The 12,111-nt window shown below is 63.9% G+C and carries 9 protein-coding genes and 2 pseudogenes; 5 read left to right on the top strand and 6 right to left on the bottom strand.

The genetic code is table 11. The features are described 5' to 3' along the window. Nucleotides 1-229: 229 nt before the first annotated feature. Together AB0H00_RS22965 and AB0H00_RS22960 are read left to right on the top strand one after the other, a co-directional pair. Nucleotides 230-478 (top strand): annotated as a pseudogene (locus AB0H00_RS22965) (helix-turn-helix domain-containing protein); the annotation flags it as partial. A gap of 389 nt (nucleotides 479-867) precedes the next feature. Beyond that, nucleotides 868-1,380: a nitroreductase/quinone reductase family protein gene (locus tag AB0H00_RS22960; protein WP_357269478.1), complete on the top strand. Its 513-nt coding sequence runs from the start codon at nucleotides 868-870 to the stop codon at nucleotides 1,378-1,380. Between the two features lie 673 nt (nucleotides 1,381-2,053). On the opposite strand, the gene AB0H00_RS22955 is transcribed toward AB0H00_RS22960, so the two are convergent. Further along, nucleotides 2,054-2,974 (bottom strand): aminoglycoside phosphotransferase family protein, encoded by a 921-nt coding sequence (locus AB0H00_RS22955; RefSeq protein ID WP_357269475.1) that lies wholly within the window; start codon nucleotides 2,972-2,974, stop codon nucleotides 2,054-2,056. Between the two features lie 208 nt (nucleotides 2,975-3,182). On the opposite strand from AB0H00_RS22955, the pseudogene AB0H00_RS22950 reads away from it, so the two are divergent. Beyond that, nucleotides 3,183-3,302: pseudogene (locus tag AB0H00_RS22950) on the top strand (DUF5131 family protein); the annotation flags it as partial. 862 nt (nucleotides 3,303-4,164) lie between these two features. Here AB0H00_RS22950 and AB0H00_RS22945 read toward each other — a convergent pair. From AB0H00_RS22945 to AB0H00_RS22930, 4 genes are all read right to left on the bottom strand, one after another. Continuing rightward, the gene (locus tag AB0H00_RS22945) at nucleotides 4,165-4,671 is read right to left on the bottom strand and encodes a hypothetical protein (RefSeq protein WP_357269472.1); all 507 of its coding nucleotides are present in this window, start codon (nucleotides 4,669-4,671) and stop codon (nucleotides 4,165-4,167) included. 130 nt (nucleotides 4,672-4,801) lie between these two features. Beyond that, complete coding sequence (gene rfbD / locus AB0H00_RS22940; RefSeq protein WP_357269470.1) at nucleotides 4,802-5,662, bottom strand: dTDP-4-dehydrorhamnose reductase; 861 nt, start codon at nucleotides 5,660-5,662, stop codon at nucleotides 4,802-4,804. Continuing rightward, nucleotides 5,659-7,002 (bottom strand): lipopolysaccharide biosynthesis protein RfbH, encoded by a 1,344-nt coding sequence (rfbH, locus tag AB0H00_RS22935; protein ID WP_357269467.1) that lies wholly within the window; start codon nucleotides 7,000-7,002, stop codon nucleotides 5,659-5,661. Before rfbH ends, rfbD begins: the two co-directional genes overlap by 4 nt. A gap of 1 nt (nucleotide 7,003) precedes the next feature. Then, nucleotides 7,004-8,230: a glycosyltransferase gene (locus tag AB0H00_RS22930; RefSeq protein WP_357269464.1), complete on the bottom strand. Its 1,227-nt coding sequence runs from the start codon at nucleotides 8,228-8,230 to the stop codon at nucleotides 7,004-7,006. Nucleotides 8,231-8,373: 143 nt separating this feature from the next. Here AB0H00_RS22930 and AB0H00_RS22925 point away from each other — a divergent pair, with 143 nt between their 5' ends. Further along, a complete protein-coding gene (locus tag AB0H00_RS22925) occupies nucleotides 8,374-8,712 on the top strand; it encodes a VOC family protein (protein WP_357269461.1) in 339 nt (112 codons plus the stop codon). Between the two features lie 143 nt (nucleotides 8,713-8,855). Here the strand turns inward: AB0H00_RS22925 and AB0H00_RS22920 are convergent, their stop codons facing one another. Continuing rightward, nucleotides 8,856-9,467: a hypothetical protein gene (locus tag AB0H00_RS22920; RefSeq protein ID WP_357269458.1), complete on the bottom strand. Its 612-nt coding sequence runs from the start codon at nucleotides 9,465-9,467 to the stop codon at nucleotides 8,856-8,858. Between the two features lie 858 nt (nucleotides 9,468-10,325). Between AB0H00_RS22920 and AB0H00_RS22915 the strand changes: the two genes are divergently transcribed. Further along, nucleotides 10,326-11,768, top strand: a complete 1,443-nt coding sequence (locus AB0H00_RS22915; RefSeq protein WP_357269455.1) for an NAD(P)/FAD-dependent oxidoreductase — start codon at nucleotides 10,326-10,328, stop codon at nucleotides 11,766-11,768. The last annotated feature ends 343 nt before the right edge of the window (nucleotides 11,769-12,111 follow it).

Here is a 12,111-nt window from a genome sequence, read left to right as displayed (position 1 = left end):
GCTCCAGCCGCCACGCCGCCCGGGTCACCCGAGCCAGCACCCGACGTTTGCGCCGCCACACCACCATGTCCACGACCAGGAAAACCCCTCAGCCAGAGTGTTCAGGAAACTGGACACTTTAGCGGTGTTCGTGGAGCGGTTGTTACCAACGCCGGCGCCGACAACCGCTCCAACCCGCCCCCGCCGGGCAGCGCCGTTCAGTTCTTCGCGATCTGGCGGCGGAGGGCGACTGAGCGTGATGGGTGCCTTCGCCGAGTTCGAACGCGCCCTCATCCTCGAGCGCCAGCGCGAGGGCATCGCCGCGGCGAAGGCCCGCGGCGCCTACACCGGCCGCAAACCGGCCCTCACCGCCGAGCAGGCCGCCCAGCTGCGCGCCCGCGCGGCCGGCGGGGAATCGAAAGCGGCACTGGCCAAGGAGTTCGGCGTCAGCCGCGAAACCGTCTACGCGTACTTGCGGGCCGACGCTGCCACGTCCTGACCAGCGAATTGTCTAGTTTTGAACACGAAAATGAGGCGTTGACCGAAGGTTCGTGCCAGGCCCGACTGGTCAGTCAGTGGGTGCGCCCGGCACGGCGCCCGCGGGTTTGTCCCTACGCTTCAGCGGCCGGGGTGGCGGGCGCTGATGGCCAGGGAATCCTGAGGTTGGCCCAGGCCGCAAGGTGGCAGGCGTGTCGGCCCCGGAATCCTGGCCCTGGCCCTGGCCCTGGCCCCAAGGTAGCGGGCGTGTCGTCCGGCGGGTCGCCGATATCGGCACCGGCCGACCTGCGAATTTCGGGCTCCACGGCCCGGATATCCGGGCCTACAAGGGCACGGTTCTCTCGTCGAATTAGGACGGTAACTGTCCTATCTCCGCGACACACTCGAATCATGAGCGAAACCGACTCGACTGCGGGACAGCCGGATCAGACAAACATCACCGACTACAACGATCCAAACGCGCCGTGGAACCAGGCTTGGGACCAGCAGGACAGCATCGCCAACTGGAACGATGATGTGATCAAGGAGTTTCGGGAGAACTCGGGCAAGGTGGGCGGTGCTTACGCGGGCGGGGACCTCATCCTGCTCACCACCACGGGAGCCAAGAGCGGCAAGCGGCACACGACTCCGCTGGGGCCCCTGTACCGGGACGACACCATGTTCGTGAGCTCGTTCATCGAGGACAAGTACCCGGCCTGGTGGTACAACATCAAGGCGAATCCGCAGGTCACGATCGAGCTCCGGGACAAGACCTACCAGGCGACCGGCAAGGTGCTCGAAGGCGAGGACTACGACGAGTTCGCGGCCTGGGTGCTGGCCAACAACCCCCTGCTGGCGGATTTCCAGTCCAAGGTCGACCGGCCCATGCCGCTGGTCGTGCTGACCATCGCCGGCGAGGGCTGAGCGCTCCCAGGGATCTCCCGGCCACGGTGCGTCTACTTTGCGGCTTGTGACAGCTTCAGGAGTTCTGGGCCGAGAACTGTTCAGGTGAAAGGTGCGGCAGTGCCACTACGCCGAAATCGGTCATGCTGTCAACGTATCCAACCGCGCCGACACGTCTCGGACACGCGCACGGTTGCGATCCCCGCGGTCGGCGATCCGGAGCTGGTGGGATTCATTCGTTTCGCGGGACCCCAGACGAGTAGCGCCCCGCTTGCGGCCGATCAGCTTCGGCTCGTCTCCAACGATCGCCCACGCATCGATCAGCTCATCCTGGTCCAGCTCACGCACCACAGCCGCGCAAGCTACACCGAGATCACCATCAGCACAGGACAATCACGGCAGATGACACCATCCTCACCGCCCCAGCGCTCGGCATTCACCCTGATCTGCTGCTGGTGACACGATCCTTACCAGCAGCCCTACTCGTCGTGTCCGTGGTGGCGGTGCGGTTTGAACCGGAGGCTTGTAGCGCAGGCCCGTTTGAGACACGCCAGTGTTCGAAGCCTTCGTCAAACGCGCAGGCGTGTGAATCGACAGCTCGAGAGCTCCGGCAGCTCAGACGTTGCGGGCCTCGCTTGCGTCAGGAAGTGGGGAATGTCGCTGGCGGGTGATAGATGCGATCAGGTCGAACCCGTCAGCTGCCTTGCCATCTGGACAAGATCGCCTCCGCGACAGCACGCTGCTGCGTCGACATGCCAGGCTCGCCGTCCTTCAGGTCCCACAGCGTGTTCTGTAACGCCCGGCCCAGCGTCCAGCCCGCCGCTCGCCTGCGATCGAGGCCGAGCATCTCGGTCATGAGGTCGAATCGGAACCTGACCGCCCGCGCTATGTCACCATCAGCCACGAGCGCATCCCAGCGGTTGTCCAGCGCGGGCATCAAATCGAAACCGGGATCGCCAGCCAAGGGTTTCGGGTCGATCGCAAGCCACGGTTCGCGGTCGCCGGCAAGCACGTTGTCGTAGTGCAGGTCCCAGTGCAGCAGCCGGTCGCCGGGTTCATCTACCAGGTCGGCAACCGCAGCAGCACAGATCAGAACCAGCTGTCGTTCGTCGTTCGGCAGCGGACGGACCGCTTCGGGAACTTCGGAGAGCATCGCCTGGGCGATATCGCCCAGGCGGCGCATACCGGCCGGAGCTGGGTGGGCGACGAGCCGTGCCAGAAGCCCGGTGAGCACTGTCAGTGCTTCGACATCATCGGTCACCGAGGACAACGAACGGTGCGGTTGCAGGCGTTCGAGCAGCATGACCCCCGTCGCCTCGTCGGCGTCCAACAGTCGCACCGCCCCGTCACCAGCCCACGTCCGCAGCCCGACTGGTTCACTCTCGGTCTCGTCATCGAGGATCTGGAGCTTGAGCGCGGCTGGCGTGCCGTCGGCGCGGACCACCGGCAGCACCAGGGAAGCCACGCCGTGCAGGCTCGGCCCGTCCCGACGGAGCTCCCATTCGTTCAGGTATCGGATCGCCTGGGCAGGTAACCCGGCGATGAACGCGCGACCCGCTTCACCGTTGTACCGGAGTTGCGTCTCGGTCAGTGCTGCGGGAACTTCGATGGTCACATCGTCCTCCTCGACCCTGGACACGTCCTGCGGCTCGACACTATGTAGCCCTGGCAGCGTGGAATTCGCCAACTACCCTTGGACGACGCGTCCGGCGCCACATTACGGATCGCAGCTCGTGACGGCGGGTCTGGCAATGTCGCTGCGGACGAACTGGGGTCCGGACACCGGCGTGTCGTTCGGTCACTGGCTCGATCCTCTCAACGGCGGTATCAACTGGGTGATCGCTGGGGGTGAGTCCGGCCCGACCGCGCGGCCGATGAACCCGGATTGGGTGCGGGATCTGCGCGACGAGTGCGTGGAGGCGGGCGTGGCGTTCTTCTTCAAGCTTCTCTGCACCAGCGGGTGGCGCACGTGTCGCGGTTCGGAAGTGCCGGTGGTCGTTGGTCGTGCCGCTTCAGCTTTGAGAGTTGAGATCTGGCTTGTCGAGGCAGTCTGCCTGGACCCATGTGGCTGTGAGGTCTCGGCTGGTGATGGTGAGGGATCCGAAGAGGAAGCGGATTTCGTGGCTGCATCCGTGCTCGTGGGGAAGGATTTCGTCCAGCGTGACCGCGTTTTGTTCCTCCCAGGTGGGTGGGTGACAGGACGAGGCGGGAATCACGTCGCTGACCCCGGAGTAGCGGATTATCAGATCTTCCTCGTGTTTCCAGCAGTTGTGCCGGAATCGCAGCTCGAGCCAGCGTTCGCCGGTGGTCTCGCCATGCAGAACTGTGTCGGGTTTGAGGTCTTTGACGCATCGCTGGCTGGCGAAGTCGTAGTGATCGGCGTCGGTGGCGAACGTTCGAGCACCGACCGGCAGGTTCCGGGTGAAGGTGGGCAACAGTTCCAGGTAGGCCGTCGGGTCGAGGAAGTTACCACCGTCTTCGGCTTCGACGTCGACGTGCCTCATGTGCTGCTCAACCTTCTCGAACTCCATGGTGGGCCGACCCTGACGGGTCGGGACCGCACGATGATCCCACGGTCGTCGTCTGGGGCCCAAGCGGATTAGGGGGTGGAGACGCATCCGCCAGAAATCCGGCGGAAGCAAGACCCACTATCTGCCGTAAACTGCGAGTCGACCTGGCGTGATGACGGTTCCGCGATACGGCGACTCGGGAGACTGCCTGCCGTAGAGCTGGAGGGCGAGGCCAGCATGCAGCTCGTGGGAAGTGGAACTGGCCCGAACTGCTTCGTGTCCGATCGCCGACGGATCAGTCTTCGTCGAAAACGATGATCGTGACGACGATCCCGTTGCCTACGCCGATCACCATCGTGTCGAACACATGCCGTGTCACCGGGTTCCAGCTGCCAGCGCCGTCGGTGTTACTCCACCAGCGGCTTCCATGGCCAAGAAGGCGGACCAGCGAACCGAACACCTCAGCTGCCTTTGCCCGGTCATAGCGTCCGCGCGAGCGGTAGGCGAGCGTGGTCGAGGCGATGCCGATCAGCCGGTGCACAGCACCGTCCACATCGACCTCGGCGAGGCGGTCAGCGAGTTCCGCAGAGGATTCCGGAACGTCTACGGGCACGTTGGGATACCAGCGCTCGAGAACACCGAGGCCTTCGATCAGATCGAACACCTCACGTGGCATCCGCGCTGCATCGCCGAGATTCGCCCACACGTGCATCTCCCCATTGCCGTGCGGTCCGCTCAAGCCGGATAGCAGAGCGCGGATGCGGTCAAGGCGATCACCGACCGGCAGAATGTCGGAAGTCACGCCGCCCAGCTTCGCACGGTTGGTGTTTCGACGCCCAGCCGCACAGGACGCGCAACGTCGCTCGCCGAGTCAGCTGCCTACCGCCGGATTTCCGGCGGATGCGCCCCTACCCCCCATTGGTTCGCGCCGTTCACGACCGGATGTCCCGAACTACAGCGCGACGTAGTCCGTCACGCCAGTGTGGTAGCGGCGTAAGGCCGCAGTCGATCCACGATGAATTCGACAGAACGGCATTCCGGGGCCGGGTTGCGGCATCTCGGAAATCCGATGTCCGGCAGGGCCGTACCAGGTCCGCATCGAGTCCCGCCGCTTCGATAATCGCACAAGCGAATCGGTATTTGGATGCGGCGCCGCTGCCGGTCGCGTGGAGCAGGCGCGGTGGATTCGGGTGCGCGATGAGGTCGAACAGAGCGGATACGAGATCGTCGACGTAGGTTGGGGACGCGATCTGGTCGGTGACGACCGCGACGTGCTCGCCCCGGGAGCATCTCCGCACGAGTGCGGCCGGGAAATCCCGGTCGGTCCCCGAGTACAGCCACATGGTGCGGACGATCCGCGCATCGGGCAACGCTGCTCGGACGGCCTGCTCACCTGCCAACTTGGATCTTCCGTACACGCTCGACGGGGCGGTCGGTGACCAGGTCTCCCATGGACTTGACGACGACCCGTCGAACACATACGCGGTCGAGATATGCAGCAGTCGCGCTCCCTTGTTCGCGCAGGCTCGGGCCAGCAGTCCCGGGCCGACCCCGTTGATCGCGAACGCCTTATCGGCTTCGGTCTCGGCGGCGTCTACGCCGGTGTACGCCGCGCAGTTGATGACTACGTCGCCGGGGCCGACGGCGTCGTTCAGCGCCGCTGCATCGGTGATGTCGAGTTCTTTCGATCCGAACCCGAGAACTTGCCGACCGGCACGACGAAACGGGCTTGTCGCCCTCGTTATCCCGCTGCCGAGCAGTCCGTTCGCACCGGTGACCACCAGCCTGTTCACCGCTTGCCCTCGGGCGAGGTCTCCACGAGCCGGACCTGGGAGCGTCGGTAGCCGGCAACGTACTCCCGGACCGAGGCGACCATGTAGTCGGTCATCTCGTCGGTTATGCCCGGATACACCCCTACCCAAAAGGTATTGTCGGCGACGTAGTCGCTGGCCGCCAAGCTTCCGGAAATACGGCACTCGATGTTCGAGTACGCCGGATGGCGGAGGAGATTTCCGGCGAAGAGGCCACGTGTCGCTATTTTGCGGCCTTCGAGGAAGTTGACGATATCGATACGGCCGAAAGGGGCGTCCGGCAGTACCGTCAGGGCAAATCCGAACCAGCTCGGATCGCTGTCGGGGGTTGGTTCCGGCAGGCGGAGATGGTCGATCCCGTCCAGGCCTTCGCGAAGCCGACGCCAGTTATGACGCCGGCGGGCGCAGAAATCGTCTAGCCTGGCCAGCTGGGAGAGCCCGAGCGCAGCCTGGATATCTGTTGTCTTCAGGTTGTAGCCGATATGCGAATAGATGTACTTGTGGTCGTATCCGTAGGGAAGGCCGCCTTGCTGTTGATTGAATCTCTTTCCGCATCTGTTGCTTTCGCCTGGCTCGCACCAGCAGTCGCGTCCCCAATCGCGCAGAGACTTCACGACGCGAGCTGTTGTCAGGTTGTTGGTCAGGACGCATCCGCCCTCACCGGTGGTCAAATGGTGTGCCGGGTAGAAGCTGACGGTGGCCAGATCGCCGAAGGTGCCGGTAACGCGTGACTGATATGTCGATCCGACGGCATCGCAATTGTCTTCGACCAGGAACATGCCGTGCTCCGCGCACAACGCGGAGATCTCTGCCACCGGAAACGGGTTACCGAGCGTGTGTGCCAGTACGACGGCGCGGGTTCTCGGGCCGATTGCCGCCTCCACGGCTTCCGGTGTCGTGTTGTATGTGGAGGAATCGATATCTACGAACACCGGTTTCAATCCGTTTTGCAGTATCGGGTTCACTGTCGTCGGGAACCCGGCTGCAGCCGTAATCACCTCATCCCCAGGGCGCAGCCGGGTATCATCCAGCTCCGGGGCGGTTAATGCGGTTATCGCGAGCAGGTTCGCCGATGAGCCGGAGTTGGTGAGTCGCGCCTTGCGGAGTCCGATTTTTCTGGCGAATTCATTCTCGAATCGATGTGCCAGGACTCCCGCCGCGATACGCATGTCCAGCGCGGCCTCGACGACGGCGACCCTGTCGTCGTCATTGAGGCAGGCGCCGGATGATTGGATCTCGGTGACGCCCGCGACGAAGTGCTGCTCGGTTTGCGAATTGTGCAACCGTCGGATTCTCGTGAGTAGATCGTCTCTATCGTTCATTCTATTTCTCCCGGTGTGAGCCTAGAACGAGATCTCCGAGGTCGTCGGTGAATGCAGATTGTGGCGGCAGTGCCCACATATGTCGTTTGAGCGCTCGCGCGGCTTGCCGGTAGGCGGGGTCGTCGAGGGTCCGCCGGCAGGCGGTGAAAATATCCGAGGCGGTGACGGTCATGGGATCGATGTGGATGCCGGTGCCGAGGGCTTCGCAGCGTCGTGCATTTCCGGGATGATCGGCGAAGAAGGGGAGTACCACGTGCGGGACTCCGTAGGTTATCGTGTCGCGCATCGAATTCAATCCACCGTGCGTGATGAACAGGTCCACGTTCGCTAACACGAGGGACTGGGGGACATACGGCAGGACATGGATGTGTGGCGGTAGCGACCGGAATATGTCCTGGTACAGCGACGGCAGCGAGACGACCGCGGTACACCGGAGCTCGGCCAAGGCCGCGAAGACCTCCCCGTAGATTTCGGCCATTCGCTCCCTGAACCGCGGTGAAAAGGGTCCGATCGAGCCCAGGGAGAGGTAAACGATCGGCCTATCGCCAGGCATCGACGTGAACACGTCCGGGAGCAGTTGGTCATTGTGACGTACCGGTGGTTCGTGCCGGTAACGGACCAGTGGGGTGTCGAGATCGGCGTTATTGAATTCTTTCGGCGTCAGGGAAACCGTGAGATGCCGCAGGATTCCCGGTGTCGACGGTTCTTCCGGAAGCCCGAGTTTGGCCCGCTGAGTGGTCAGAGCGGGCCGGATCAGGTCTTCGTGGAGGTTTCGCACAAGCTGCAGCGGGCCGATATCCACCGTGACGTGTGGTATTCCGAGCACCTCCGCGGCCAGGTAACCGCCGAATTCCGAGCACTCGTGCAGGACGACATCGGGCCGCCACCATTCGGAGAGGTTCAGTACGTCTTCCGCGACACGCAGGGCGATCCGGTCGCCGAGGAACTCCGTCATGTACATCCGGTCGAACGCGTCTATGTCCCGGTCGAGCAGACGTCCGAAGATGGCTGCGTCGAACTCGCGGTCGGCCCACCGTGTTCCCACGTCTACGGTCTCGACGCCGTAGTTGCTGCGCAGCCAGGCGCCCCACTTCTCGGGTGCCGCAACGCGGACATCGTGGCCATGCCTGCTTATCGCGTCGGCCAGTGTGACCAGTCCACGGAAGTGGGATTCGAACTGGTTGACAGTCACCAGCACGCGTATGCGATCTGCCCGCAAGGAAGCCATGCCGGCAGCGTGACACATTGGGGCACAGAGCCGTACGGGTTTCCGCTGAACTGTCCAGCGACTGTTTCAGCAGGGGAGGTGCCGAGGAATTTGCCCGGTGGAAGCCAGGCTGCGACAGTGCATGTCGGCACTCCCGCGATCCGGTGCGCGGCTGGAACGCGTGCTCGGCGTTGCGCGCTCAGGAGAGCGGCGCGGTTGAGGACGACGGAAGCATCGAGATCGGGCCGCCCGACGCCGGCTTCGGCGGCCCGCAGACCATCCTCGTCCTCAGCCCCAGCAGCACCCCACGGACCGGGAAGCTCCGACTGCACATCGACGTCAACACCACCGACCGCGACCAAGACGCCGAATTGGAACGGCTGCTCACTCTCGGCGCCAGCCCCGTCGACGTCGGCCAGACCGGCACCGAGAGCTGGCACGTCCTGGCCGACCCAGAAGGCAACGAATTCTGCCTCCTGCACACCCGGCTCCAGCCCCTCTGACCGCATGCGTCCTGGCGCCGAGCCGCTCGGCCGTTCGAGTGACGCCGGGTGTCGATCCAAGCCGCTTTCGGAATCCGGACGTGACGACCCGGTTGGGGGTGACACTATCGACTATTGGGCACCGTCGCGTGTGGCTGTGGCGCCTATTCCTTCTTCAGTCCATTCAGAGCCTGCTGCGCTTGGTTTTTGGCGATCGTGTCGAGCTCGTCCCGATTCACCGGGGGTTCCCCTTTTGCGCGTAGGACGGCGACTTCTACTCGCACCGAAATATTGCTGTCGCGCACGCCCAGGATGTAGGTCATTCCGCTTCTCGTGTCGGTGGCCGAGGTGTGCCAGTAGCCCTGGGCGCCGATTCCGGTGACCTCGCCGGAGGCCCGCCCCGCTCCGCTGGCGGCAGTGTCGGTCTGTTTCCAACGGTCGTAGGCAGGGGCGGCCTCGGCGCCGGTGAACTGGGCCTGGAGGCTGATTCCGGCTTCGTCGACCGTGGCGTCGTCGACGACGGTCGAGGGGCTGGTGTAGCGGATGGCGCAGTACAGATTGCCGCCGTCGGCGGTATTCGGCGGGAATTCCTGATGCTGGGGGTCTTCTCTGTGCGTGGACGACCACTTGGTCAACGGTGTGGGGTCGACCAGGTCGCACGCGTTGGTGATCCCGTTCATCGAATAGATCCCCGGCCCCGATCCCGGCCGGGCAGTTGCCGAGGCAGCGGCGGATTCACTGCCACCGTCGCCGCCGACGAAGATGCCGATCGCCACACCGATTCCTAACACCCCCACCAGCCCAAGAACGCCGGCGACAATCAGACCCCTTCTGCCGCTACCGGTCGGCGGTGGCGGATACGGCGGTGGCGGCCGGTACCCGTGACCGGGTTGGGCGTACCAGGGGGAGTCGGCAGCCGGGCCCGCCGCAGCGGGACCGAAGAACGCCAGGGCTGCACCTGCAGTGGAACTTCCTTGGCCGCCGGGTGGGCTGAATGGCGGCGGTGTGGGTTCGCGGGTGCCCGGGTTCGGGTTATCGCCTGGTTCGGGCTGGGAATCGGTCATACGTGCAGTCCCCTCTCGAACGGGCCTCCCCGCCAAACCGTCGACTCGGACCCTGATCGTAGTAGTTGTGGTGCAATCAAGGCCGAGGCAGCCGTCGCAGACCAAGGCGTCTACTTCAACATCCACACGACAATTTGGGTCGGAAGCAGAGGGTGTGCGCAGATAGAAGGTGACCACTCCGCGAGGTAACCGCAGTGAACCAGGCCAGTTGCATGGCAAAACCCGCGAAGGGCGTGGTGTTGGAACCAGTCGTTCAACCCACCCGCCGCGTACTTCCACTGTGCGTCGAATGTGGACCTCTCCAACTCTCCCGATCCGAAATCCTTTCGATGCGTTGCAACGCCATAACCACCGCGACAATCAGCGACGCCTCGTCCGGAAACAAACGAGACCATTCCCGATGCGGCACAACCTGCATCGAGTCGCCGCGACCCTGCCGGGTGCGGAAATTCGCCGTCCTCCGCCGCAGATCCGCCTGCCTCGGCACCTGGCCCGAACTCACCCGACGCTTCTGCTCGAGCCACCTCCAGCGGGTCCCCGCCACGCGAAACGCCGGTCTAGGCTGAGTCTGTGGCTGTAGTTATCGTCGGTGCAGGATTCGGTGGGGTGGCGATGGCGTTGGAGCTCGCACGCTCCGGTCACCATGATTTCGTCATCCTCGAGAAGGCATCCGAAGCCGGGGGAGTCTGGCGGGAGAACACCTATCCGGGTGCGGCATGCGACGTTCCGTCGCCGTACTACTCATTCTCATTCGCCCCGAATCGCAGTTGGCCGAAGCGGTATTCGGAGCAGCGCGATATCAAGGACTACCTGAACCGGCTGGTGGACGACTACGGTCTGCGCCCCCACATCCGGTTCGACACAGAGGTGACCGGCGCGGACTTCGATGCGGCAACGCGACGGTGGCGAATCGAGACCAACACTGGCGAGACTTTGGATTCTGACGTGTTCGTGCCCGCCACCGGCCAGCTGTCCCGACCGGCACTTCCGGCGATCTCGGGCCGGGAGTCGTTCGCGGGCGTCAGCTTCCATTCCGCGGAGTGGAATCATGACTACGAACTCGCCGGTAAGCGGGTGGCGGTCATCGGAACCGGTGCGAGCGCCATCCAGTTCGTGCCGCGGATCCAGCCGGTGGTGGCCGATCTCACGGTCTTTCAGAGATCGGCTCCTTACATCCTGCCGAAGCCGGACATCGCGTACGGTAGCCTGCATCGGTTGACCTTTCGGCGGAGGCCACTGCTGCACAGCGCGGAGCGGCTGCTGTGCTGGTCAGGCGGAGAGATCGCCGCCTTGGGCCTTGTGGGGAATCGAAGCATCGCACGCTTGGTCGGCTGGATCGCGAAATGGAATCTACGCATCCAAGTTCCGGACGAGAAACTGCGAGCGGCGCTGACGCCGGACTATCCGATCGGGTGCAAGTGTGTGCTGTTCGGCAACAATTTCTATGCCGCGCTCAACGAAACCAATGCGCATGTGGTGACCGAGGCCATCACCGAGATCACCCCCTGCGGAATCCGGACTGCTGACGGTGTAGAGCACGATGTCGACGCCATTATCTACGGAACGGGTTTCCGGCCGCAGGAACTGTTGGCGCCGATGAAGATCCGAGATCACGACGGCCGCGACCTGCAGGCTGTGTGGGCCGAAGGCGCGCGGGCCTACCTAGGCATCGCGGTACCCGGTTTTCCGAATCTGTTCATCATGTATGGCCCGAACACCAATCTCGGCTCGGGGTCGATCATCTACATGCTCGAACGCCAAGCGCGTTACATCCGCCAACTTATCGAGCATATCGACACTCATCCGGGGACCGCCCTCGACGTTCGCGCCGACGTCGAGCGACGCTACGACACCGAGGTGCAGCGCAGGCTCGCCTCGACGGTGTGGGCTTCCTGTGCGAGCTGGTATCGCTCCGAAACCGGCCGGATCACGACGAACTGGCCAGGACTGGTCAGTGAATACGACCGACGCACCCGCCGAGTCGAGATCGCGGACTACCGGCTCATATCGTAGGCAGAATTTTCGGGCGGTCCAGCAATGCCGTGCCTCATCTGGGCTGCCGCGTGTGGAGTACATCCGGCGTTCGAGCATCATCATCGCGGCCATCGCCGACCTCGACCATCCGGCAACTCAGGGCCAATATCCTTGAAGGAGACGACTCAGCGGTCACCCGTCTCGAGGGACGCTATGAATAGGCGCAATGCTGGATCGCTAGAAAAAACAATCAGTCAACAACACAGGCTGCGACGTTCCCAGCAATGTGGCCGCCGCTGCACGGCCCAGCAGAGATCGGCCGAGCCTTCGCGATGCAACGGCGACGCTGGCGGTGCCGGACGACAGCAGCTTGGTAACGACG

Origin of the sequence: Nocardia sp. NPDC023852, from assembly GCF_040639505.1 — a bacterium.
Taxonomy (GTDB): Bacteria; Actinomycetota; Actinomycetes; order Mycobacteriales; family Mycobacteriaceae; genus Nocardia.
This window is presented reverse-complemented; position numbering and strand designations above follow the sequence as displayed.